This is a genomic window from Pseudomonas sp. O230, assembly GCF_045447035.1.
Classification (GTDB): domain Bacteria; phylum Pseudomonadota; class Gammaproteobacteria; order Pseudomonadales; family Pseudomonadaceae; genus Aquipseudomonas.
Map to the genome: position 1 here is coordinate 74,477 of NZ_JBJGXN010000006.1, position 25,005 is coordinate 99,481.

Here is a 25,005-nt window from a genome sequence, read left to right on the forward strand (position 1 = left end):
CTCAGTCCTGACTCACGGCGCCGATCTTGTGCACCGACAAGTCCGCACCGTAATACTCTTCTTCCTGACTCAGGCGCAGACCATGGAACGCCTTGATCACGCCATACACCGTGAAGCCACCGGCCAGCGCCACGACGACTCCCAGCGTGGTTCCGATCAACTGACTGATCAGGCTCACCCCACCCAGACCACCCAATGCACTCTGACCGAAAATGCCGCAGGCGATTCCGCCCCAGACACCGCACAGACCATGCAATGGCCACACACCCAATACGTCATCGATGTGCCATTTGCCCTGGGCGGCGGTAAAGCACCAGACAAACAGCGCCCCGGCGATGGCGCCGGTGGCCAGCGCGCCAACCGGGTGCATCAGATCGGAACCGGCGCAGATCGCCACCAGCCCGGCCAGTGGGCCGTTATGCAGAAAGCCCGGGTCATTGCGTCCGGCGATCAGTGCCGCCACGGTGCCGCCAACCATGGCCATCAACGAGTTCACCGCGACCAACCCGCTGACGCCCTGCAAGGTTTGCGCGCTCATCACGTTAAAACCGAACCAGCCCACAATGAGAATCCACGACCCCAGGGCCAGGAAGGGAATGCTCGAAGGTGCGAACGCCACCAGGCGTCCATCGCGATAGCGACCTTGCCTCGGCCCGAGCAACAACACTGCCGCCAGCGCCAGCCAGCCACCCATGGCATGGACCACCACCGAGCCGGCGAAATCATGGAAACTGGCGCCAAAGTGCGCCAGCAACCAGGCCTGCAAGCCAAAGTTGCCGTTCCAGATCATGCCCTCGAAAAAGGGATAGATGAACGCCACGATCAACGCCGTCGCACACAACTGCGGAACGAACCGGGCGCGTTCGGCGATGCCGCCGGAAATGATCGCCGGTATCGCTGCGGCAAACGTCAGCAGAAAGAAAAACTTAACCAGGCCATAGCCATGATCGGCATTGATCACCGCCGCCGGTTGCATGAAGGTGACCCCGTAGGAAATCCAGTAGCCTATAAAGAAGTAGGCAAGGGTCGAAATGGCGAAGTCGCTGAGGATCTTCGACAAGGCGTTGACCTGGTTCTTTTGTCGAACCGTGCCGACTTCGAGAAAGGCGAAACCGGCGTGCATGGCCAAGACCATGACGGCGCCGATCAGAATGAACAACGTGTTGGAGCTATGGACCAGACTGTCCACAGCGCTTTGCAGATTTTCCATGGAATTGGCAGACCTGAAGGCTAAAAAAGCACCAAAGCAGTTCGCGCAGACAATTCATGCACCAAGTTGCAACTTCGCCAGATCAATCCATTGATCCCGATGAGCCACTTTGGCGCACAAGGTTGGAACCTTTGCGCGAGTTTTAATTATTTGAGATAAGGTTTCGCTCGATTCTTGCCCAGCAACAGCGCAAACACGCGGGCTGACGCACCACGACATAGCAAAAGTTGTACCAGTCATTTGTACTGAACCTTCGCGCAAGGCTCATACTCGAACGCAACAGAAGCCACTTACGGAGATCACCAATGGCCAGCATCAAGGCAAAGACTGCTCAAGAAATCCTGATGAACGACTTTCAGACTTTGGTCAGCGACACCGAGCGGTTACTGGAACACACCGCCACATTGGCCGGCGATCAGGCGGATGAGTTGCGCGAACAGATCCACGACAGCCTGCTGCGTGCACGCGAAACCTTGAAACTGACTGAAGACTCTCTGCGCGAACGCGGCAAGGCCGCCGTCACCGCCACTGAAGACTATGTTCAGGCCAACCCATGGCAATCGGTCGGGATCGCGGCCGGCGTGGGTTTCCTGATTGGTCTGCTGGCAACCCGGCGCTGATTATGGCGATCGGCGAATCCGGCTCGTCCGCGACGGGCCCAAGCTCCTCACCGCGGCGCCTGGGTGCCGCTTTCCTCGGCCTGCTGCACAGCCATGTCGAATTGTTCGGCATCGAATTGCAAGAGCAAAAAGCCCGCACCGTCAGCCTGTTGCTGTTCGCAGGCCTGGCGCTGGTGTTTGCCTTGTTGTTGCTGGTGGGGTTGTCGACGCTGGTGTTGATCCTGTTTTGGGACACCTATCGTCTGCCCGCCATCATCGGTCTCTGCGTGTTCTACACCCTCGCAGCCATCTTCTGTGCGATGCGTTTGCGAGCAGCGATTTTCGATGAGTCCTCGCCCTTCCATGGCACCCTGGAAGAACTCGCCAACGATCGGGAGCGCCTGCTGCCATGAGCCTGCCTGAACTGCCTCACAACAGCTCACGCACGGAAATGCGCAAGGCGCTGATCCGCCTGCGCATGGAAATGCATCGCCAGGAAATCCGTCACGAATCCGCGCAACTGCTGCAACCCTTGCAACGTGTGCGCGGGATGACGCAAAACCTGCAAGACGGCTTCGGCATCAAACATGCCCCACTCTGGGGCGTGGCGGCCGTGACCCTGCTGGGCTTTTTGACTGGCAAGGGCGCCAAGAGCGGTGGCGCAAGCAGCCTGACTCGCCTGGTTCGTCTAGGCACCACGCTGGGGCCGCTGATCAAGCTGGTTCTGCAAGGCAACTCGCGCAAACACTGAAGCCACTATCTGGCTGCATTCTTGCAACATCGCCGGGATGAACCTCTTTATCGAGGGGTTCAAACCTGCGCGTCTATCGGGCCATCAGGTTTCATCCAGAACAAGACCTTACTAAGGAGGCCTCGTGATCGACGGGCAACCGCTCGCCTGCTTTCAGCCGTTCATCGATACCGCCACCGGCCGTATCGCCGGCGTCGAAGCACTGGGCCGACTGCGTCAGGCCGACGGTCAATTGGCGTCGGTGGGCCCACTGTTCGCCGACCCGAGGACTCCCGCCATCGCCCTGCGTCGTCTGGATCGCCAGATCCGCGATAACGCCCTGAGCCGTTTGCATGACGCGCCCTCAGAGTGGTTTCTCAGCCTGAACATGTCACCACGCTGGATCAGCCGCTTGCGCCCGGACCAAGCCTTGCCGAGCCTCAAGCAACTGAGCCGGCATGGCGTCGACCCGCAGCGAATCGTTTTCGAAATCACCGAACTGGGCGGCGACATCCAGCGTCTGGCCGACGTGGTAGCGAGATACCGGCTCGCCGGCGCGCGAATTGCCATCGATGATTTCGGTGCCGGTTACTCGCAGCTCGATCGCGTACTGGCCCTGCAACCGGACATTCTCAAGCTCGACATGCGCCTGTTCCAGGCCGCTGCGTTGGGTGGTCCCAGCAGCGACGTGGTCAAGGCACTGGCGCAAATGGCAGAGAAAACCGGCTGCTGGATCATCGCCGAAGGCGTGGAAACCGATGCCCAACTGAATTTTGCCCTGGAGTGCGGATCGCGCTATGTGCAGGGTTTTCTGTTCGCCCGCGCGCAAGCGGACTTCTTCGCCGCAGACGCCTTCGTCGAGCGCTTCGCCCAGTTGCGTCAGCGCTACGTACAGCAAAAACTGGCTGAGCGCGGTCGCCTGATGATCATGCGCCAGCAACTGTGCGAGTTGATGGCGATTCTGCAAGCCTGGGCCCAGGCCCACGCGCCGCTAAGCGCCTTGCCACAACTGGACGCCTTTCCCTGGCTATTGCGTTTCTATCAATGCGATCGCCATGGCACCCAACTGACACCCAACCTTGAGTGGCGCAACAACGGCTGGGAAGCCGACAATCGCTACCTGGGCCACAACTGGTCATGGCGCCCGTACTTCTATCATCTGCTGGCGGAGGGTTGGGGTGAGCGCCGGCTGACGCTGTCCAATACTTACCGCGACGCCACCAGCAACCAGTACTGCCTCACCGCCGGGCAGTTTTTCGCCAACGGCGAGCGACTGCTGCTCATCGATATCGACGCCGCGGGGCTGTAGGAGCCGCGCTTGCTCGCGATGCCGGCAGTTCATTCGATATTGCAATGCCTGACACGCCGTCATCACCGGCAAGCCGTGATCCTACAGCTGTGTGTATGTTTTTCCCTTGCAGGCCATGACGCGAACCGGGAAGCTTAAGGCATCAGTCACTTGACGGAGAGATACAGCCTTGGATTGGCAAACCCTGCTCACCCGCGAACGCCTCGGAAAGCCTCTGCACAGCCCGGAAGAACTCGGCCGTAGCCCTTTCCACAAAGACCACGACCGCATCATTTTCTCGGGAGCGTTTCGCCGCCTCGGACGCAAGACCCAAGTCCATCCGGTCACCAGCAACGATCACATCCACACACGCCTGACCCACTCGCTGGAGGTCAGTTGTGTCGGCCGCTCGCTGGGCATGCGCGTCGGCGAAACCATCCGCAGCGCGCTGCCCGACTGGTGCGAACCCAGTGACCTGGGCATGGTGGTGCAATCGGCTTGCCTGGCCCACGACATCGGCAACCCGCCCTTCGGTCACTCCGGCGAAGACGCGATCCGCCACTGGTTCCAACAGGCTGCCGGCCGCGGTTGGCTGGATGCGATGAGCGAAGCCGAACGCAATGACTTCCTCAACTTCGAGGGCAATGCCCAAGGTTTCCGGGTGCTCACCCAGCTTGAGTACCATCAGTTCGATGGCGGTACCCGGCTGACCTACGCCACGCTGGGTACTTACCTGAAATACCCATGGACGGCCATGCACGCCGACTCGCTGGGTTACAAGAAGCACAAGTTCGGCTGCTACCAGAGTGAACTGCCGCTGCTGGAGCAGATCGCTCATAAACTCGGCCTGCCGCAACTCGAAGAGCAGCGCTGGGCCCGTCATCCGCTGGTCTATCTGATGGAGGCCGCCGATGACATCTGCTACGCGCTGATCGATCTGGAAGACGGCCTGGAAATGGAGTTGCTGGAGTACGCGGAAGTCGAGTCCCTGTTACTGGACCTGGTCGGCGACGATCTGCCGGAAACCTATCGCCAACTCGGCCCGCGGGATTCGCGGCGACGCAAACTGGCGATCCTGCGCGGCAAAGCCATCGAGCACCTGACCAACGCCGCTGCCCGGGCCTTTGTCGAGCAACAGGACGCGTTGCTGGCCGGCACATTGCCCGGAGATCTGGTGGAGCACATGCACGGTCCGGCCAAGCGCTGCGTACTGAATGCCAAGGACATGGCGCGCAAGAAAATCTTTCAGGACAAGCGCAAGACCCTGCACGAAATCGGTGCCTATACCACGCTGGAAATCCTCCTCAACGCCTTCTGCGGCGCAGCGCTGGAGCAGCACAACGGGCGCACGCCTTCATTCAAGAGCCGTCGCATCCTCGATCTGCTGGGTAACAACGCGCCAGACCCTCACGGGCCGTTGCACACGTCGTTCCTGCGCATGATTGACTTCATCGCCGGCATGACCGACAGCTATGCCAGCGAAATGGCCCTGGAGATGACCGGTCGATCGAGCCACTGATGAGAGCAGGTTGATCAGCTATTACTCAGTCTGAAATGGCTGATCAGCCTCAAAACGTCCAAAGGCACTCAACCTCCGCTGAATCGCCCTACACCTCACGTCGAGCAAGCTGATCGATTGCTCGTCCTACTCACGAAATAATCACGCGTCCAGAGACGAAGCGTGAGTAATCCCATGTTCAAAGACGACCTGCGCATCCTGCTGGTGGAAGACCACCCCTTTCAACTCAGGGCGACTCAGTTTCTGCTTGAAAGTTATGGCTTCACCCAACTCACCACCACCGACAGTGCCAAAGGCGCGTTGCAACTAATGCTCAAGGCCACACAACCGTTCGATATTCTATTGTGCGATCAATGTTTGCCCGACCTTCTCGGACTTGATCTTGTCCAGTTCGCCAGTCATCGCGGGATGATCAGGCAGGCCATACTGCTAAGCAGCCTGAGTTGCACAGAACTTGATGAACTTGAGAAAACAGCCAACGAACAGCGACTGCCCTTACTTGGCTATTTGATTAAACCGTTGAAACAATCAGAATTCAGAAATTTATTGACCTTGGCACCATTGTAAAAAATTGCAAAACTGCAAAACCTGTTTATCTATACGCAACTTGAAAACAACAAACAAAAAACTTCCAACAGCCTGACTAACCACACGCAACTTCCAGCCATCCTCATCAAAAACCTAGTTGATTCGTAGCCTCTTTCCTCTTCATTTGTAGGACTATTCCTATATTGCTGCTTGAGGTCCGTCAGTTCATGCGTCCCCTTAACTATCTGAGCTAAGGTGCGCGCTTTATTTGAGCTCGCATGGGATTTGATTATGAACTCCGTTTTTATTGTCGACGATCACCCCGTCATCCGCCTCGCCGTCCGAATGTTGCTGGAGCACGAAGGCTACAAAGTCGTCGGCGAAACCGACAATGGGGTCGATGCCATGCAGATGGTTCGCGAATGCATGCCCGACCTGGTCATTCTCGACATCAGCATTCCGAAACTGGACGGTCTCGAAGTTCTCGCCCGTTTCAACGCAATGAGTACACCGCTGAAAACACTGGTATTAACTGCACAGTGCCCGACACTTTTCGGCATTCGCTGCATGCAATCCGGTGCTTCAGGTTATGTATGCAAACAAGAAGACCTGAGTGAACTGGTAAGTGCTATCAAAGCAGTATTGTCCGGATACAACTACTTCCCGAGTCAGGCCTTGAACCCTGTCCGCGGTGATGAGGTGCGTTGCGCGGAACTGGAACTTTTCAAGTCAGTCAACGACCGAGAGCTGATGGTATTGCAACTTTTTGCCCAAGGCCGCACCAACAAGGAAATTGCCAAGGGCATGTTTCTCAGCAACAAGACTGTCAGCACCTACAAAAAAACGACTCATGCAAAAACTCAAAGCCAAATCCCTGGTTGAACTCATCGAGATGGCAAAACGTAACGCACTAGTGTGAGACACAGGATGCCAAGTCGCATAAAGGATTATCTGCTACTCATGGCCACCGGTTTATGCCTGACCACCTCAGTGCCTGCCGCACAGCCTGCCAGCGAGCACTACAATCTGCTCAGTCGTTCAACGGCCGGACATCTGGACGTCCAACTGGATCAATCACAACAACAATGGATAACGAGTAAACGGCAACTGATTCTCGGCACGTCAGCGCCGGACTACCCGCCTTTCGACCTGACCGTCAGCGGCCAGGACTACGAAGGTTTCACCGCCGACTACGCGGGTATCCTCGGCAAGACCATCGGTTTGCCGATCAAGGTGCAGCGCTTCGCGTCCCGGGGGGCTGCGATCAAGGCACTCGAAAAAGGCGAGGTCGATTTGCTCGGCACCGCCAATGGCTTCGAGGCTCACAACGCCGACATTGTGCTTTCCACCCCCTATGCCGTGGACCAACCGGTTCTGGTGACGCGAGAAGGAGAAACCCGACCCCTGACCGATGGCCTCGCCGGCCTGCGGCTGAGCATGGTGTATCACTATTTGCCGCTGGAGGAAGTCAGGGCCCTGTATCCCAAAGCCATCATCACGTCTTACCCGTCCTACCAGAATGCAATCAATGCCGTGGCTTTCGACCAGGCCGACGTCTTCCTCGGAGACACCATCTCGACCCATTACATGATCAACAAGGGTTACCTGAACAATATCCGCATGGCCAACTTCGGCAAACACGAAGCCCATGGTTTCAGTTTTGCCGTGCACAAAAACAACCCGGAACTGCTCGCAATCATCAACGCCATGCTCATGGCCATCCCGGCCGGCGAGCGGGTAAACATCGCCGAACGCTGGAGTGCCGGCAGCGACATTCTGCTCACCGACCAGAAACTGCAGCTCACCCACCTCGAAGAACGCTGGCTGGCGCAACATCCTTTAGTGCGCGTGGTGGTCAATGAAGCCTATGCGCCGCTGACGTTTTTCGACAGTGATGGCAACTTTCGCGGCGTTACCGCAGACCTCCTCGAACTAATCAGATTGCGTACCGGTCTGCGCTTCGACATCCGTCGCAGCCGAAGCGACGACGAGATGATCAAACAGATCAAAGACCATCAAGCCGACGTAATCGCCGCACTGCTCCCCAGCGCCGAACGTGAAACGACCCTGAACTTCACCCGCCCCTATCTGCAAAATTCCTTCGTGCTGCTGACGCGCAAAGCCGCCGACAGCCCGACCAACCTTGAGCAACTCCAAGACAAGCGCCTGACCATCGCCCAAGGCAACCCACTGCTCGATTACCTGCGCCGTGAGTTCCCGCGGATCAAGCTGATTGAAACGCCGGACACATTCAGCGCGGTAGAATTGCTCGCCGACGGCAAAGCAGAAGGTGCGGTGAACTCACTGGTGATCGCCAACTACTTCATGTCATCGCGGCTCTTCGAGCACACTCTTCAGATCAGCACCACCATCGGCACCCGGCAGGCCGCGTTCTCCCTGGCGACCGGGAAAGATGCCAAAGAACTCAACGCCATCCTCAACAAGGCGCTGCTGAGCATCGCACCGGAAGAGCTTGGCATCATCAACAGCCGCTGGCGTGGCTATTCGGCGTCGTCGCAAAGTACCTGGCGCAACTACCAACGATTGTTCTATCAGATCCTTATCGGTGCCGGCGTGCTGCTGCTGATTTCCGCTGCCTGGAACGCTTATATGCGTCGCCAGATCAAACAACGTCAGGTGGCCGAGCGTGCGTTGAACGATCAATTGCGCGAACGGCGGCAACTGTTCGACGAGCTGCGCTGTGCGAAAGATCGCGCCGATGAAGCCAATCGGGCCAAAAGCACGTTCCTGGCGACCATGAGCCATGAGATCCGCACCCCGATGAATGCAGTCATCGGCATGCTCGAACTGACGCTGAAGCGCATTGATCGCAACCACCCGGACCGCCCGGCCATTGACGTCGCGTACAACTCGGCGAAGGACCTGCTGGCACTGATCGGGGACATTCTCGACATCGCCCGTATCGAATCCGGGCGCCTGAGCCTGAGCCCGGAACGTGTCAATCCGAGTGAAATCGTAAGCTCGGTGGTACGGATCTTCGATGGGCTGGCTCGCCAGAAAAACCTCGATCTGCGGCTGGAGTTCAACCCAGCCAACCCGCCCGTCGGAGTCCTGCTGGACCCGATGCGCTTCAAACAGGTGCTGTCGAATCTGGTCAGCAACGCTATCAAGTTCACGGAGCAAGGCGAGGTCAGAATCACCGTTGAGTTGCTCCCGAGCACCGAACCCGAGCACATCCGGATGTTGTTGCAAGTGGAGGACAGCGGCATCGGCATCAGCGAAGAGGATCAGCAACGGCTGTTCGAACCTTTCGCCCAGGCCAATGACAACGGGCAGTCTGGCAGAGGCGCCGGGCTGGGTCTGGTGATCAGCCGGAGCCTATGCGAAATGATGGGCGGCAGTCTGCATTTGAGCAGTCAACCCGGGGTAGGCACGCAGGTTCAGGTTTCGTTGCACCTGGCCACCCTGCCCGTTGAACAGGTGCCGAAAGCCGCCGAAGTGCCCATCCACACGACGACGCCGTTGAACGTCCTGGTGGTCGACGATCACCCGGCCAATCGCTTGCTGATGTGTCAGCAACTGGAATTTATGGGGCATCGATTCAGCGTCGCAGAAGAGGGCGAAGCAGGACTGGAGGCATGGAAAACCGGGCTGTTCGATCTGGTGATTGTCGATTGCAACATGCCTATCATGAACGGCTACGAGCTGACCCGCGCCATTCGCCGCCATGAACAGCACTCGATGCCACCGCCCTGCACCATTCTCGGTTTTACCGCCAACGCACAACCCGAAGAAATTCTGCGCTGCAAACAAGCCGGGATGGACGACTGCCTGTTCAAGCCATTGACGCTGACCGCGTTGAGCGAATGGGTGGCAGGTATCAAACCGCCCGCTCGCGATCCCGCCTTCAGTCTGCAAGGGCTGCACCTGTTGACCGGTGGCAATCCGCTGATGGACCGGCGATTGTTGACCGAGCTGCTGAGCAGTAACCGCCAGGACCTGCAAGCGCTCCGGGCGCTGTCGCGGTCAAAAGACCCGCAGGCATTTCTCGATGTTGCCCACAAAATCAAGGGCGCCGCGCGCATCGTCCAGGCCACCCGCTTGATGGACAGCTGTGAGGCGCTCGAACAGGTCTGCCATGGCGCCTTCCATCACGACGAAGTGGCTGAATGCAGCAAAGCCATGGAGCGCACCATGCTCGAACTGGAGCAGGCATTGCAGCAACAAATTGGGCAAAACGACAAAAGCAGAATGACGGAGCCTTAACTATGCTTGGTCGCTGAGCAGTGTGTTAAACATCATGGAGAGACGCCGCAATGCCCAGCCCACTGCGCCCGGACCAACGGCGATTGCCCCTGCACGTCCATATCAGCGTGATGTTCACCCTCCTCTTGCTACTGACTGGCGTGGTGCTGGGCATTTTCAATTATCGGCAAACCACGCGAATCATTCTTTCCAGCAGTGAAAAGCTCTTCGAACGCATCGAGCAGGACGTCCGCCAGGACCTGCACGCCACTTATGAGCCTATTCGCCATCTGTTGAGCCTGTTGGTGTACAACCCCGCCGCCCAGGCGCCTGACCTGGAGCAGCGCCTGGCATTGCTCAAACCCTTCAGCCAGTCGCTCAAGGACAATCCTGACCTGGCCTCGCTGTATCTGGGCTACGACAACGGGGATTTCTTCATGGTTCGCCCCCTGCGAACCGCCGCCCTGAAATCGCTGCTTGAGGCCCCGGAGACTGCGGCTTATCAAGTCTGGAGCATTGAGCAAAACGGCGGCCCGCTGCATTCCCAATCATTGTTTTTCGATCAGGACCTGAACCTCGTCAGCCGTCAGGAAAACCTCGACGACACCTACGATCCGCGTACCCGCGCCTGGTTCTCCAGCGCTCGCCACGACAGTGATCAGATCACCACCGAGCCCTACCTCTTTTTCTCCACCCACCATGTTGGCACCACCCTCGCCCGGCGCAGCGGCGAGCACGCCATCATGGGCGCCGACCTGACCCTGGCGGAGCTGTCCGCGACGCTGGCCAAACACGTTGTCACCCCCAGTACCGAAATCGTGCTGTTCGATGCCCAGGGCAACGCCATCGCTTATCCCGACAGCAGCAAACTGATCGTCGACGATCAGACCGCGCGCCTGAGCAAGGCCGCCGACCTGAGTCCCGGCCTCGGCGCATTGCTGAACAATCCACCCACTGGCAACCGGCTGAAGGCCGCCGGTCGGCAGTGGATCGTCGCCCGCAGCAGCCTGCAGGAAGGGGGTCCGCAGGGACTGCAGCTGGCGCTGCTGGTGCCGGAAGACGAATTGCTTGCCGATGCTTACCGCATGCGCTGGCAAGGCGCGCTGATTACGCTGGCCACGTTGCTGCTGTGCCTGCCCTTGGGCTGGTTGACCTCGAGAATTCTGGTCAAGCCCCTGCGTGCACTGGTGCAGGAAGCCGATGCGATTCGCAGTTTCAATTTCAATTTTCCGGCCTCCCGTCACTCTCCGGTGCTCGAAGTCGACCAACTGAGCGTGTCGATGGTGCGCATGAAAGACACCCTGGCCAGTTTTTTCCAGATCACCGACAGCCTGAGCGCCGAAACCCGGTTTGCGCCCTTGCTGGAACGGGTGTTGTTCGAAACCGTAAAAATCGGCCAGGCCCAGGCAGGCCTGATCTATCTACGGCACAATGACGGCGATCGCATGGAGCCCCACGGTCTGGTCATCAACGACATTTCACAGGCATTGCCCCCGTTCGACATTCGCGGCCACGAACTCCAGGATCCGCAGAGCCCTGCCTGGCTGCAGAAACTGTCGCATGCCGACAATGTGGTCATCAGTCTCGGTTTCGAACAGGTGGGGGATTTGCAGAAAGTGTTGCTGGCGATGGAATGCCCACGGGTGCATCTGATCGGCATCCGCCTGCACAATCGCCATAACGAAACCGTGGGCCTGCTGATCTTGCTATTGGCGGACAGTGGCGATCAACGTGATCTGGAGAAGCTTCGTCCGGATCGTATCGCGTTCCTTCAAGCCGTGTCCGGCGCGGCCGCAGTGAGTATTGAAAGTCAGCGCCTGCAAACCAAACAGAAACAGCTGCTGGACGCGTTCATTCAACTGCTGGCCGGCGCAATAGACGCGAAAAGCCCCTACACCGGCGGCCATTGCCAGCGAGTGCCAGCGCTGACATTGATGCTCGCCCAGGCTGCCGCGGCCAGCCAAGACCCGGCCTTCAGCGGTTATCAACCAACCGAGGACGAGTGGGAGGCGCTGCATATCGCCGCCTGGCTACATGACTGCGGCAAGGTCACCACCCCGGAATACGTGGTCGATAAAGCCACCAAGCTGGAAACCCTGAACGACCGCATCCACGAAATCCGCACCCGCTTTGAAGTGCTCAAGCGCGATGCCTGGATCAATTACTGGCAAGCCATTGCTCTGGGCGGTGACGAGCGACCTCTGGCGGAACTGCGCAATGCGACCCTGGCGGCGCTGGACGATGATTTCGCGTTTGTTGCCCGCTGCAATCTGGGCGGCGAGGCGATGGCCGAGTCCGACCTGCAACGCCTGCGTAACCTGGCCCAGCTTACCTGGACCCGAACCCTCGATGACCGGCTGGGCGTTTCCTGGGAAGAGAACCGGCGACAGGCGCAAACATCGGCGCCGACCCTGCCGGTGAGCGAGCCGCTACTGGCGGACAAACCGGAGCACCTGTTCGAACGCGCCGAAGGCGAGCTGATTCCCGAAGACAATCCCTGGGGTTTCAAACTCGATGTGCCCCGCTACAAGTACAACCGGGGCGAGCTCTACAATTTGAGCATCGCCCGAGGCACGCTGACGCGCGAGGAGCGTTACATCATCAATCACCACATGGTGCAGACGATCCTGATGCTCAGCCACCTGCCGTTCCCCAGCCACCTCAACAACGTCGCGGAGATTGCTGGCGGCCACCACGAAAAAATGGACGGCACCGGTTATCCCAAACAGTTGAAGCGCGAGGAAATGAGCCTGCCGGCGCGGATGATGGCGATTGCCGATATTTTCGAAGCGCTGACCGCCGCCGATCGCCCCTACAAGAAAGCCAAGTCATTGAGCGAAGCGCTGGGCATCATGGCCACCATGTGCCGTGACGCCCACATCGACCCGGAACTGTTCGGACTGTTCATCAACGCCGAAATCTACCGGCAATACGCCGAGCGATTTCTCGACCCACAACAGATCGATGCCGTAGACCCGCCGGGCCTGCTGGCCAAGGCAGGCTTGCGGGCGTAATCAGCAATCGGTCAGGCGCAGGAAGATGGCCGCCAGTTTTTCAATCCCGGCTTGATCATGTTCGGTGAAGCGCGCCAGTTTCGGGCTGTCGAGGTCCAGCACGCCGATCAGGCGGCCGTCCTTGACCAGCGGCACGACCAGCTCGCTGTTCGACGCGCTGTCGCAGGCGATGTGCCCGGGAAAGGCATGCACGTCTTCGACCAACTGAGTCTGCAACGTCGCCGCCGCTGCCCCGCACACACCACGACCGAACGGAATGCGCACGCAGGCGATCTGCCCCTGGAACGGGCCCAGCACCAGCTCTTCGTTGCGGTTGAGGTAGAAACCAGCCCAATTCAAATCATCGAGCTGGTTGTACAGGAACGCCGAAAACTGCGCGGCGTTGGCGATGAAATCGCGCTCGTCCGCCAGCAAGGATTCCAGCTGTGCGTGCAACATGCCGTAGCCTTCGAGGCCTTGGCCGCTTTGTTGTAAATCGATCATGCCTTGTGCTCCAACAGCTTCAGCCCGACCCAGTAGCGGGCAAATTGATAGGCGCAACGCCCGTTGCGATTACCCCGGCCGGTGGCCCAGCGCACCGCGAGGATGTCCAGTTCTTCGTCACGCTGCCACTTCAGGCCGGCCTTGTCGGCCAGTTGACTGATCCAGTGCTCGACCACATTGAGGAAGTGTTCCTGCGTAAACGGATAGAACGACAGCCACAGGCCGAAACGGTCCGACAACGCGATCTTGTCTTCCACGGCCTCGCTGGGATGCAGCTCGCCGTCGACCCTTTTCCAGTTTTCGTTATCGCTTTCCTTTTCCGGCACCAGGTGGCGACGGTTGGAGGTGGCGTACAGCAAGACGTTGTCCGGCGCCTGTTCGAGGGACCCGTCGAGCACGCTCTTGAGCACGCGATAGTCGCCCTCGCCCGCCTCGAACGACAGGTCATCGCAGAACAGCACGAAACGCTGGGGCAGTTTGGCGATTTGCTCGACCACTCGCGGCAAGTCGGCCAGGTGATCGCGTTCAATCTCGATCAGGCGCAGACCGGTCTTGGCGTGTTCGGATAATAATGCGCGCACCAGCGACGATTTACCGGTGCCACGCGAACCCCAGAGCAACGCGTGGTTGGCCGGCATGCCGTCGAGGAATTGTTGAGTGTTTCGCCCCAGTTGCTCAACCTGACGGTCCACACCGATCAGGTCGGACAACCGCGTGTCAAGGCTGACCTGCAGCGGCAGCAGAAAACCGCTGCGCCCCTCACGCTGCCAGCGCGCGGCCAGGCAATGGGTCCAGTCGATGGCTTGCCGAGGTGCGGGCAAGAGCGGTTCGATACGGGCCAGAACGGCATCGGCGCGTTCAAGAAAAGCATTCAATCGGGAATCCACGTCTTCTCCTCGGGCACGTTCACAGTAATGATGGCACTACAGCGACGAAAGACAGCATTCAGTGACCTGTTCATCCCGTGCACAAGGGCTCGCGAGAACATCGGTATCCATGCATGATCGACTATGCTTGAGCAGCGAAGGGAAACGGAAGTGGTTCGACACCCCATGGATATCAAATTCACCAACCGGCTGTCCTACAAGCAAGCCCGGCTTACCGTGCTGGTCGGTTTCATTCTGGGCACGCTGCTCAGCCTGCTGCAAATAGGCATCGATTATGCCAGTGAAGACGCCTCCATCAACCGTGAAATAGTGTCTTTGCTGGAAATCAGCCATAACCCCGCTTCGCGCATCGCCTACAACATCGACGCCGAACTCGCCCAGGAACTGACCCTGGGCCTGCTGCGCTCGCCGGCGATCATCGCGGCGCAATTGACCGACAACAACGGTACGGTGCTGGCCAGTGTCAAGCGCCCGCCATCGCAGAGCGGCTATCGGGTCATCAGCGACTCCCTGTTCGGAGCCAACCGAGCGTTCGAGGACCGGTTGTATCTGGATCACTTGCCGAACGAATCCCTCGGCACCTTGCGCCTGGAAGTCGACACCTATTCTTTCGGCAACCGCTTCCTGCGCCGGGCTGAAGTGACCTTGCTCAATGGCTTTGCCCGCAGCCTGATTCTGACCGGCATCCTGCTGGCGCTGTTCTACGTCATGCTGACCAAACCGCTGGTGCGGGTTATCCGCGAACTCAGCAGCCGCGATCCGCGCAGCGTCGAACCGACCTGGCTGGAGTACCCGAGCGGGCATGAAAACGATGAGATCGGCGTGCTGGTCAAGGTTGCCAACCAGCAATTCGAGAACATTGCCACCGAAATCCAACAGCGGCGCAACGCCGAAAACCGTCTGACCGACTACCTCGGGCAACTGGAAAACATCGTGTCGGCCCGCACCGCCGAACTCAAGGCGATCAACAACCGGCTCAGCCAGTCCAACCAGGAACTGGAAGTTGCGCGCAGCACCGCCCTGGACATGGCCGAGGCACGCTCGGTATTCCTCGCCAACATGAGCCACGAAATCCGCACGCCCCTTAATGGTTTGCTGGGCATGATCGCGCTGTCCCTCGACGGCCCGCTCAATGCCGAGCAACAGCAACAACTGTCCATCGCCCATGACTCGGGCAAAGTGCTGGTGGAGCTGCTCAACGATATTCTCGACCTGTCGAAATTCGACGCCGGTCAGCTCGAACTTGAACACATTCCGTTCGACCTCGGCTCGCTGATCGAGGACACCGCCAACCTGCTGTCGCAGAACGCGGCGCCAAGCGTCGAACTGACGTGCCTGATCGAACCGACATTCCCGGCGCTGGTGCTCGGTGACCCGACCCGGGTCCGGCAGATCGTCAGTAACCTGTTGTCCAATGCCCTCAAATTCACCCGTTTCGGTCGGGTCGATGTGCGCCTGTCGACGTTCGAAGACGGCGTCAGAATCGAAGTCTGCGACACCGGCATCGGCATCGCCCAGGACGCTCAGGTCAAGATTTTCCAGCCATTCACCCAGGCTGGCGCCGGTATTACCCGCCAGTTTGGCGGCACCGGGCTGGGGCTGGCGCTGACGTACAACCTGTGCGAAGCCATGCAGGGGCGGCTCACCATCAGCTCGGAAGCGGGTTTCGGCAGCCAGTTCTGCGCCGATCTGCCGCTGCCGTGCCACACCCGCGCCTTTGCCCCGGCCACGTTGCGCGGCAAGGTGATCGCGATCACCGCCGCCACCAGCGGCCTCGCGGAACTGTTGAAGAATCTGTTAACGGGTTGGGGGCTCGATTATCAGCAGCGTTCGATCGATGACGCGATGATCGGTTTGAAGCCCGACGTGGTCATCACCGATTGTCCGGAATGCCTGTTTCGCCTGCGCCCCCTTTGTCCCGTACCGATTCTGCTGGTAACCGCTTATGGCAGTTTCATGCCCAGCGAACAGGCCAGCGCCCTGGCACCGTTACAACAACAGGCCCGGCCTCTGGCGCGCAATGCGCTGTACCAGACACTGCGGCGAGTGTTGCAGCCGGAAATCAACACCATCAATGATGCACGACTGGAGGCGCTCACTCCCCAACGGCGCGGACGGGTGTTGCTGGTGGAGGACAATCCGGTCAATCAATTGGTGGCCAAGGGCATGCTCGGAAAACTCGGCTGCGAGGTGATTGTCGCCGCTCACGGCGGCGAGGCCCTGGATCAGTTGGAGCAAAGCGAGTTCGATCTGGTGCTGATGGACTGCAACATGCCGGTGATGGACGGCTACGAGGCCAGTCGGCAAATCCGTCGCAGCGGGCGCTGGCCGCAATTGCCCATCGTCGCCCTGACCGCCAACGCCATGTCCGAAGAACGCGAACGCTGCCGTGCGGCGGGCATGAGCGATTACCTGGCCAAACCTTTCCGTCGGGAAGAACTGGCCGCCCTGCTGGATGTGTGGATGCCTGCTACGACAGTGCCTTGATTTGTCCCAACAAGTGATCAAGCCCCTCGCGCAGATCATTCAAACGATCCAGATCGACTCCGCTGTCACACAACAGTCGGGCTTTGAGCGGCCCGACCTGATCGCGCAAAGCCTTGCCCGCTGGCGACAGGCTCAGGTGCACTTCACGCTCATCCCGCGCTGAACGCTGGCGCTGCACCAGTTGCAGTTGCTCAAGACGCTTGAGCAGCGGCGTCAACGTGCCGGAATCCAGCGCCAGGCGCTCGCCCAACGCCTTGACCGTCGGCTGCTCCGGTGCTGCCTCCTGCCATTCCCACAAGACCAGCATCGCCAGGTATTGCGGGTACGTCAGGCCAAGTTGATCGAGCATCGGCTTGTAAGCGCGGATCACCGCTCGGGAAGCGGCGTACAGCTTGAAGCAGAGCTGGCTGTCGAGTTTCAGGGAATCGACGGACAAGGTATTCATTTGAGCAGGGCTTCGATCTCGCGGCTGAGGTCCTGCGGTTTGGTCGCCGGAGCGAAGCGCTTGACCAATTGGCCGTCCTTGCCGATCAGGAACTTGGTGAAGTTCCATTTGATGCCCTGAGAACCCAGGACACCCGGCGCACGTTTTTTCAGCTGCACGAACAGCGGATGGGCGCTGGCACCGTTGACGTCGATCTTTTTGAACAACGGAAAGCTGACCCCGAAGTTCAGTTCACAGAACTCGGAAATCGCGCCTTCATTGCCCGGCTCCTGCTTGCCGAACTGGTTGCACGGGAAGCCGAGCACCACCAGCCCTTGATCCTTGTAGGTCTGCCACAGTTCTTCCAGACCTTTGTACTGCGGGGTGAAGCCGCATTTACTCGCAGTATTGACCACCAGAACGGCTTTGCCGGCGTAATCCGCCAGGGTCTTTTGCTCACCCTTGATGGTGGTGCAGGGGATGCTCAGCAGGTTGTCACTCATGATCTGGACTCTTGAATGAAAAAAGATGAGGTAAACATAGCGAGCAATTGAATTGCGTGCAATTTAATTAATCGATCGTTCATCACGCCACGTGAAGTGTAGGAGCTGGCTTGCCAGCGATGACGTCCTCAAGCGCATCGAAATATTCGAAGGCCTCATCGCTGGCAAGCCAGCTCCTACAAGGATTGCGGTGAACCGACCAATGCGCAGGTTACGAACGTGGCACCAGGTCCAGGCACACCGAATTGATGCAATACCGCAGGCCGGTCGGCGGCGGGCCATCGGGGAACACATGCCCCAGGTGTGCATCGCATTTGGCGCAGACCACTTCGGTGCGGATCATGCCGTGGCTGACGTCTCGAATCTCGACCATGGCGCTGTCGCCGATCGGCGCGTAGAAGCTAGGCCAGCCGCAGCCGGAATCGAACTTGGTCTTGGCGTCGAACAGCGGCTCTTTGCAGCAGATGCAGTGGTAAACACCGTCGACCTTGCTGTCGTTGTATTTGCCGGAGAACGGCCGTTCGGTGCCCTTGAGACGGCAAACGTTGTACTGCTCCGGATCGAGCATCGCCCGCCATTCTTCCAGGGTTCTTTCCAACTTATCCATCATCACACCTCAGCAGCTGAAAAAGCCCGATCTGTACCTTTTCCACGGATCGGGCGGCACGTATGATTGCGCCTCGTCAAACGCCAGTCTGGCAGCCAGACCACGCGCATTCAAACGGATTTATGGGTGCCGCCTCTCAAGGCGCCAGGCCTGTGCGAATACGCAGGATTCCCAGTACGGTAGTTCTTACACCGCCTGGATCGTTCATTTTCGGGAACACATCGCCATGCAGGTCAGCAAATCGAACAAGCTCGCCAACGTCTGCTACGACATTCGCGGCCCAGTGCTCAAGCACGCCAAACGCCTGGAAGAGGAAGGCCATCGCATCCTCAAGCTGAACATCGGCAACCCGGCGCCTTTTGGTTTCGAAGCGCCGGATGAAATCCTCCAGGACGTGATCCGCAACCTGCCGACCGCTCAGGGCTACAGCGATTCCAAAGGCCTGTTCAGTGCGCGTAAAGCCGTCATGCAGTACTACCAGCAAAAGCAGGTGGAAGGCGTCGGCATTGAAGACATTTACCTGGGCAATGGCGTTTCCGAGCTGATCGTGATGTCGATGCAAGCGCTGCTCAACAACGGCGACGAAGTGTTGGTCCCGGCTCCCGACTATCCGCTGTGGACCGCTGCCGTGAGCCTGTCGGGCGGCAATCCGGTGCATTACCTGTGCGACGAGCAGGCCAACTGGTGGCCGGACCTGGCCGACATCAAGGCCAAGATCACCCCGAATACCAAAGCGCTGGTGATCATCAACCCGAACAACCCGACCGGTGCGGTGTACTCGAAAGAAGTCCTGCTGGGCATGCTGGAACTGGCCCGTCAGCACAACCTGGTGGTTTTTTCCGACGAGATCTACGACAAGATCCTGTACGACGATGCCGTGCACATCTGCACCGCCTCCCTGGCGCCAGACCTGCTGTGCCTGACCTTCAATGGTCTATCCAAATCTTATCGCGTGGCCGGTTTCCGTTCCGGATGGATCGCCATTTCCGGTCCGAAACACCACGCGCAAAGCTACATCGAAGGCATCGACATGCTGGCGAACATGCGCCTGTGTGCCAACGTGCCGAGCCAGCATGCGATCCAGACCGCGCTCGGGGGTTATCAGAGCATCAACGATCTGGTATTGCCGCAAGGTCGCCTGCTGGAACAACGCAACCGCACCTGGGAATTGCTCAACGACATTCCCGGTGTGAGCTGCGTCAAGCCGATGGGCGCGCTGTATGCGTTCCCGCGCATCGACCCGAAGGTCTGCCCGATTCACAATGACGAGAAATTCGTGCTCGACCTGCTGCTGTCGGAAAAGCTGCTGGTGGTTCAAGGCACCGCTTTCAACTGGCCATGGCCGGACCACTTCCGCGTCGTGACCCTGCCGCGCGTCGACGACCTGGACATGGCCATCGGACGAATCGGCAACTTCCTCAAATCCTATCGCCAGTAATCGGTCTGGCCGCGTGCGACTTTCCTACGAAAGTCGCACGCGGATTAATTCAGCAACATTTCTTTAAGCCTCGCCGGGCATCCCCACTGCAATCGCTGAGCGGGAGCAGGTTTCGTGAGCGCGTCCAACAATGACGGGCCCCGCGACGCGAATCGGCTGACAAACGCTTCCCCTGTCCACGTCGGAAATGCCCTGCAAGCGGCTAGACTATTGCTGTAGGACACAGTTTGAAATAGTCACCCGGTTGAATAGCCCGTTGCGGCACCTTATATACCCCGCAGTACGCTACATCTTTAGCAAAAGGAGATTTTTACAACCATGATGCGCATCCTGCTGTTTTTGGCCACTAACCTGGCGGTCGTGCTGATTGCCAGCATCACCCTGAGCCTTTTCGGCTTCAACGGGTTCATGACGGCCAATGGGGTTGATCTCAACCTCAATCAGCTGCTGATTTTCTGTGCGGTCTTTGGTTTCGCCGGTTCCCTGTTCTCGCTGTTCATCTCCAAGTGGATGGCGAAGATGAGCACCAGCACCCAAATCATCACCCAGCCGCGCACACGCCACGAGCAATGGCTGCTGCAAACGGTCGAGCAACTGTCTCGCGAAGCCGGGATCAAGATGCCGGAAGTCGGGATTTTCCCGGCCTACGAGGCGAACGCCTTCGCCACTGGCTGGAACAAGAACGACGCGCTGGTCGCGGTCAGCCAGGGCTTGCTCGAGCGATTCTCACCGGATGAAGTAAAAGCCGTTCTGGCCCACGAAATCGGCCACGTGGCCAATGGCGACATGGTCACTCTGGCGCTGATCCAGGGCGTGGTGAACACCTTCGTCATGTTCTTCGCGCGGATCATCGGCAACTTTGTCGACAAAGTGATCTTCAAGAACGAAGAAGGCCAGGGCATCGCCTACTACATCGCGACCATCTTCGCCGAACTGGTGCTGGGTATCCTGGCCAGCTCCATCGTCATGTGGTTCTCGCGCAAACGCGAATTCCGTGCTGACGAAGCCGGTGCACGCCTGGCGGGCACCAACGCGATGATTGGCGCACTGCAACGCTTGCGCGCGGAACAAGGGCTGCCGGTGCATATGCCGGACACCCTGAACGCTTTCGGCATCAACGGTGGCATCAAACAGGGGTTCGCCCGCATGTTCATGAGCCACCCGCCGCTGGAAGAGCGCATCGACGCATTGCGTCGTCGGGGCTGAGAGGTTCCGCACTAAAGAAAAGGCCCGCAGCGATGCGGGCCTTTTTTTGTCTGTCTGAATTGTGTGGTGCTTACTCTGACAGTACAAACAACACACGTTTATCGGCTGGAAACCCGATAAACCCGCTCCTCAAGTCGCGTCACGCCGCTCTCGATAAACTTCCAGCTCTCACCCAGGACATCCTGGTCTTCCAGAATCTTCAGCGACCACACCGCGCCGAACAACCGTTGCACTTCATCATCAAGCACGGCAAACGGCGGCCCGTCTTTTTGCGCCTGGTCGTAATCCAGCGTGATCAAAAGCCCCAAAGAGTCTTTCGGCAGAATCCGGATCAGGTGAGCCGCATATTGCTCTCGCATCTTCGGTGGCAAGGCAATCAACGCTGCGCGGTCGTACAGTGCGCTGCAATCGGCAACATCGCCGGCAGTCAAGGCGAAGAAATCACCACACCAGATCTCGATCGAACCCGCCCGATACACGGTAAAAGGCCCTTGATCGCTGACATCCGGGTCAAATTGGTGCTCATGGAAAAAGTCTTCCACTGCTTTTTCCGACAACTCGACACCCAACACTTCGTGACCGCATTTCGCCAGCCATAGCAAATCCAGGCTTTTCCCACATAACGGCACCAGTACGCGCGCCCCTTCCTCTAGGCCCAACTGAGGCCAGTACCGTTGCAGATATGGATTCACTTCCGGCAGATGAAAGCCTATCTGATTCGACGTCCACCGCTTGTGCCAAAACTCCGGCTGCATAAATAACCCCGAAAATTCGATCAAAACACCCTAAAACTTATATTAGATTTAGATCAATGATCTGACTGAAGATGGACCCATCTTACTCTCAGGAGCTCATTCATGTTCCCCAGCCTTTATATCTCTCATGGCTCACCCATGCTGGCACTCGAACCCGGCGCGAGCGGGCCGGCCCTCGCACGCCTGGCCGCCGAGTTGCCTAAGCCCCGGGCCATCGTGATTGTTTCCGCGCATTGGGAAAGCAATGAGCTGTTGGTCAGCGGCAACCCAAAGCCTGAAACCTGGCATGACTTCGGCGGCTTTCCAAAGGCGTTGTTCGAAGTGCAATACCCTGCGCCCGGCGATCCGCAACTGGCGACAGAGGTTGTCGAGCGGCTGAACGCCGCCGATCTGCCCGCGCGCATCGACACCAGGCGACCATTCGACCACGGTGTCTGGGTGCCGTTGTCGTTGATGTATCCGCAGGCCGATATCCCGGTGGTGCAAGTGTCGTTGCCCACACGCGGCGGTCCTGCGCTGCAAACCCGCGTCGGCCAAGCCCTGAGCAGCTTGCGCGAACACGGCGTGCTGTTGATCGGCTCGGGCAGCATCACCCACAACCTGCGCGAACTGGACTGGCACGCCGGCCCGGAAAGCGTCGAACCGTGGGCAAAGGTGTTTCGCGACTGGATGATCGAGAAACTTGAAGCCAACGACGAAGCCGCGCTTCATGACTATCGCCAGCAAGCACCGAACGCCGTGCGCAACCACCCGAGCGATGAACATCTGTTGCCACTGTACTTTGCCCGCGGTGCCGGCGGCGCCTTCAGTGTCAGCCACCAGGGATTCACCATGGGCGCCCTGGGCATGGACATTTACCGCTTCGGATAATGAAAAAATCGAGACCGGCGGCGGCCAGGCTCAGACCACATCAACGCCGACATGAATCGCATCATGTCGCCAAAACTCCAGGTCACAATCGATCAACCGCTCATGTTGATCGTAATTGACCCTGGCAATGCGCAATCCCGGGCTCCCGACCGACACCCGTAACGCCGCCGCCGCATCCACCGACAAGGCTGTCGGCACGATCTCGAAACGCACTCGCCCGTAGTGCAAGTCGTAATGCCGCGCGTACAGCTCGGTGATCGACTGATTCAGATCAAACTCGAGAATCCCCGGGAAATACTGCGGGTTGAGGTAGTGCTCCACGTACAGCACCAGTCGCTCATCAATTCGCCGCGCGCGGCAGATCTGAATCACGCTCGACAACGCCGGCAACTGCAACCAGGCACAGACCGCCGCCGAAGCAGGTTGCAAGCGTGCCGAAATCACCTCCGTGGACGGCACCCGCCCCTGAGCGCTGACCATCGCGTGAAAGTGGCTGCGTTGCATCAGGTTGTAAGCCAGGCGCGGTGGCGACACGAACCAGCCTCGGCGTTCTTCGCGATAAATCTGCCCTTGGGCCTCCAACTGCAGCAACGCTTCGCGCACGGTAATGCGCGTGGTACCAAACAACTCACTGAGCTTGCGCTCCGCCGGCAACTTGCTACCGGGCGCCAGCAGCCCGTGATCGAGCTGCTCCTGAAGAACCTGCCCGATGGCTGTCACCGCTTTGGTTGTCTCGATGCGCATCAACGTTACCTATCTGGACTAGACCAGCACTGTTTCGGGGCGAAACCGTCATTTGAAACGGCTCCATCAGCTTTCTGCAAGCCTAGGCACTGCAGATGACTGGCAGATGACAAAGGCGCCGAACGGTTCGGTCAGGTGCCTGCAATTTCATGGCCAAGTCCTTTCTTATCAGCTCGTTAGCCATGGTCTACGCTTATCCCGAACCCTGAGCGTTGTTGCACAAAAAATAGAGGAGGACCACTGGTCGACATCAAAATGTCATCAGCGGCGCCTAAATTGGCTCAGGTATTGCTGACCTAGACCAACACCACCGCAATCGCAGCGTTGAAAACGCCCAAAGGAGCTTCGGAATGAAACAGCTTTTCCTGGCATCACTGTTAGGCTCGACCATTGCCATGTGCACCGCCGCCATGGCGGCTGATGATTTGAAAACCCTCGAAGCCGCTGCGAAAGCGGAAGGTGAGGTCAACAGTGTCGGCATGCCCGACAACTGGGCCAACTGGAAAGGCACCTGGGATGACCTGGCCAAGAACTACGGCCTGAAACACATCGACACCGACATGAGCTCGGCCCAGGAAATCGCCAAGTTCAAAGCTGAAAAAGACAACGCCACCGCCGACATCGGCGACGTCGGTGCAGCGTTCGGTCCGATTGCGGTCAAGCAGGACGTTGTCCAGCCTTACAAGCCAAGCACTTGGGACCAGATCCCGAGTTGGGCGAAGGATAAGGATGGCAACTGGGCACTGGCCTACACCGGCACCATCGCGTTCATCATCAACAACAAGCTGCTGCATGGTTCGGATGCACCGACCAAATGGGCTGATCTGAAGACCGGTAAATACAAGATTTCCATCGGTGACGTCAGCACCGCCGCACAAGCCGCCAACGGTGTCCTGGCGGCAGCCCTTGCCAACGGTGGCGATGAGAAGAACCTTCAGCCGGCGTTGTTGCTGTTCGCCGACATCGCCAAGCAAGGTCGCCTGTCCATGGCCAACCCGACGATTGCCACCATGGAAAAGGGCGAGATCGAAGTCGGTGTGGTCTGGGACTTCAACGGTCTGAGCTACAAGGCCAAGATGGCGAACCCGGATGACTACACCGTCCTGATCCCTTCCGACGGCTCGGTGATTTCCGGTTACACCACCATCATCAACAAATACGCCAAGCACCCGAACGCCGCCAAACTGGCACGCGAATACATCTTCAGCGACGCCGGCCAGATCAACCTGGCGCGCGGCAACGCGCGTCCGATTCGCGCCGAGCACCTGAAGTTGCCAGCCGATGTTCAGGCTCAGTTACTGCCTAACGAGCAGTACAAGGGTGTGACGCCGATCAAGGACGCGGATGCGTGGGAAAAAACTTCCAAGGCCCTTCCTCAGAAGTGGAACGAAGAAGTCATCGTCGAGATGAAGTAACACCCGTGTAGGAGCCGGCTTGCTGGCGATTGCATCACCGCGGTGCTCGGACAAACCGCGGCGTATGGATCGACAGCAAGCAGGCTCCTACA

21 protein-coding genes and 1 pseudogene are annotated in these 25,005 nt (G+C 58.7%); 14 read left to right on the forward strand and 8 right to left on the reverse strand.

The annotated features are described in order from the left end of the window. Position 1: 1 nt before the first annotated feature. Positions 2-1,210: an ammonium transporter gene (locus ACI77H_RS13935; protein ID WP_407012402.1), complete on the reverse strand. Its 1,209-nt coding sequence runs from the start codon at positions 1,208-1,210 to the stop codon at positions 2-4. Positions 1,211-1,515: 305 nt separating this feature from the next. Between ACI77H_RS13935 and ACI77H_RS13940 the strand changes: the two genes are divergently transcribed. From ACI77H_RS13940 to ACI77H_RS13980, 9 genes and pseudogenes are all read left to right on the forward strand, one after another. Next, positions 1,516-1,830, forward strand: coding sequence for a YqjD family protein (locus tag ACI77H_RS13940; RefSeq protein WP_008030332.1), 315 nt, complete (start codon positions 1,516-1,518; stop codon positions 1,828-1,830). Positions 1,831-1,832: 2 nt separating this feature from the next. Next, positions 1,833-2,222 carry a phage holin family protein gene (locus tag ACI77H_RS13945; protein WP_407012403.1) on the forward strand — a complete coding sequence of 130 codons (390 nt, stop codon included), beginning with the start codon at positions 1,833-1,835 and terminating at the stop codon, positions 2,220-2,222. Then, positions 2,219-2,560 (forward strand): hypothetical protein, encoded by a 342-nt coding sequence (locus ACI77H_RS13950; RefSeq protein WP_407012404.1) that lies wholly within the window; start codon positions 2,219-2,221, stop codon positions 2,558-2,560. Before ACI77H_RS13945 ends, ACI77H_RS13950 begins: the two co-directional genes overlap by 4 nt. 124 nt (positions 2,561-2,684) lie before the next feature. Next, positions 2,685-3,848, forward strand: a complete 1,164-nt coding sequence (locus ACI77H_RS13955; protein WP_407012405.1) for an EAL domain-containing protein — start codon at positions 2,685-2,687, stop codon at positions 3,846-3,848. Between the two features lie 169 nt (positions 3,849-4,017). Then, entirely contained in the window at positions 4,018-5,346 is a 1,329-nt protein-coding gene (locus ACI77H_RS13960; protein WP_008030339.1) for a deoxyguanosinetriphosphate triphosphohydrolase, read from the forward strand. Between the two features lie 174 nt (positions 5,347-5,520). Next, the gene (locus tag ACI77H_RS13965) at positions 5,521-5,913 is read left to right on the forward strand and encodes a response regulator (protein ID WP_407012406.1); all 393 of its coding nucleotides are present in this window, start codon (positions 5,521-5,523) and stop codon (positions 5,911-5,913) included. Positions 5,914-6,165: 252 nt separating this feature from the next. Next, positions 6,166-6,793 (forward strand): annotated as a pseudogene (locus tag ACI77H_RS13970) (response regulator). Positions 6,794-6,801: 8 nt separating this feature from the next. Continuing rightward, on the forward strand, positions 6,802-10,101 hold the full coding sequence (locus tag ACI77H_RS13975) for a transporter substrate-binding domain-containing protein (protein ID WP_407012407.1): 3,300 nt from the start codon (positions 6,802-6,804) through the stop codon (positions 10,099-10,101). A 50-nt stretch (positions 10,102-10,151) separates the two neighbouring features. Then, positions 10,152-13,094 carry an HD domain-containing phosphohydrolase gene (locus ACI77H_RS13980; RefSeq protein WP_407012408.1) on the forward strand — a complete coding sequence of 981 codons (2,943 nt, stop codon included), beginning with the start codon at positions 10,152-10,154 and terminating at the stop codon, positions 13,092-13,094. On the opposite strand, the gene ACI77H_RS13985 is transcribed toward ACI77H_RS13980, so the two are convergent. Next, a complete protein-coding gene (locus tag ACI77H_RS13985; RefSeq protein WP_407012409.1) occupies positions 13,095-13,577 on the reverse strand; it encodes a GAF domain-containing protein in 483 nt (160 codons plus the stop codon). Then, on the reverse strand, positions 13,574-14,464 hold the full coding sequence (locus tag ACI77H_RS13990; RefSeq protein ID WP_407012410.1) for an ATP-binding protein: 891 nt from the start codon (positions 14,462-14,464) through the stop codon (positions 13,574-13,576). The genes ACI77H_RS13985 and ACI77H_RS13990 overlap by 4 nt, the downstream gene beginning before the upstream one ends. Positions 14,465-14,629: 165 nt before the next feature. Here ACI77H_RS13990 and ACI77H_RS13995 point away from each other — a divergent pair, with 165 nt between their 5' ends. Further along, positions 14,630-16,951, forward strand: a complete 2,322-nt coding sequence (locus tag ACI77H_RS13995) for a response regulator (RefSeq protein WP_407012411.1) — start codon at positions 14,630-14,632, stop codon at positions 16,949-16,951. Here ACI77H_RS13995 and ACI77H_RS14000 read toward each other — a convergent pair. The 3 genes from ACI77H_RS14000 to msrB all read right to left on the reverse strand — a co-directional run bounded on the left by ACI77H_RS14000 (position 16,935) and on the right by msrB (position 18,485). Further along, positions 16,935-17,396 carry a MarR family winged helix-turn-helix transcriptional regulator gene (locus ACI77H_RS14000; protein WP_407012412.1) on the reverse strand — a complete coding sequence of 154 codons (462 nt, stop codon included), beginning with the start codon at positions 17,394-17,396 and terminating at the stop codon, positions 16,935-16,937. The two genes, ACI77H_RS13995 and ACI77H_RS14000, sit on opposite strands and share 17 nt — an antisense overlap. Further along, entirely contained in the window at positions 17,393-17,878 is a 486-nt protein-coding gene (locus ACI77H_RS14005) for a glutathione peroxidase (protein ID WP_407012413.1), read from the reverse strand. Before ACI77H_RS14005 ends, ACI77H_RS14000 begins: the two co-directional genes overlap by 4 nt. A 211-nt stretch (positions 17,879-18,089) precedes the next feature. After that, positions 18,090-18,485 carry a peptide-methionine (R)-S-oxide reductase MsrB gene (gene msrB / locus ACI77H_RS14010; RefSeq protein WP_407012414.1) on the reverse strand — a complete coding sequence of 132 codons (396 nt, stop codon included), beginning with the start codon at positions 18,483-18,485 and terminating at the stop codon, positions 18,090-18,092. Between the two features lie 226 nt (positions 18,486-18,711). Here msrB and ACI77H_RS14015 point away from each other — a divergent pair, with 226 nt between their 5' ends. Together ACI77H_RS14015 and htpX are read left to right on the forward strand one after the other, a co-directional pair. Further along, positions 18,712-19,923 (forward strand): pyridoxal phosphate-dependent aminotransferase, encoded by a 1,212-nt coding sequence (locus tag ACI77H_RS14015; RefSeq protein WP_008030363.1) that lies wholly within the window; start codon positions 18,712-18,714, stop codon positions 19,921-19,923. Between the two features lie 318 nt (positions 19,924-20,241). After that, positions 20,242-21,129, forward strand: coding sequence for a protease HtpX (gene htpX / locus ACI77H_RS14020; RefSeq protein WP_407012415.1), 888 nt, complete (start codon positions 20,242-20,244; stop codon positions 21,127-21,129). A 98-nt stretch (positions 21,130-21,227) separates the two neighbouring features. On the opposite strand, the gene ACI77H_RS14025 is transcribed toward htpX, so the two are convergent. Next, the gene (locus ACI77H_RS14025) at positions 21,228-21,884 is read right to left on the reverse strand and encodes a thiopurine S-methyltransferase (RefSeq protein WP_150632232.1); all 657 of its coding nucleotides are present in this window, start codon (positions 21,882-21,884) and stop codon (positions 21,228-21,230) included. Positions 21,885-21,986: 102 nt separating this feature from the next. On the opposite strand from ACI77H_RS14025, the gene ACI77H_RS14030 reads away from it, so the two are divergent. Continuing rightward, on the forward strand, positions 21,987-22,754 hold the full coding sequence (locus tag ACI77H_RS14030; protein WP_407012416.1) for a DODA-type extradiol aromatic ring-opening family dioxygenase: 768 nt from the start codon (positions 21,987-21,989) through the stop codon (positions 22,752-22,754). Positions 22,755-22,784: 30 nt separating this feature from the next. On the opposite strand, the gene ACI77H_RS14035 is transcribed toward ACI77H_RS14030, so the two are convergent. Next, positions 22,785-23,498, reverse strand: a complete 714-nt coding sequence (locus ACI77H_RS14035) for a UTRA domain-containing protein (protein WP_008030372.1) — start codon at positions 23,496-23,498, stop codon at positions 22,785-22,787. A 350-nt stretch (positions 23,499-23,848) separates the two neighbouring features. On the opposite strand from ACI77H_RS14035, the gene ACI77H_RS14040 reads away from it, so the two are divergent. Next, positions 23,849-24,913, forward strand: a complete 1,065-nt coding sequence (locus ACI77H_RS14040) for an ABC transporter substrate-binding protein (protein ID WP_407012417.1) — start codon at positions 23,849-23,851, stop codon at positions 24,911-24,913. The last annotated feature ends 92 nt before the right edge of the window (positions 24,914-25,005 follow it).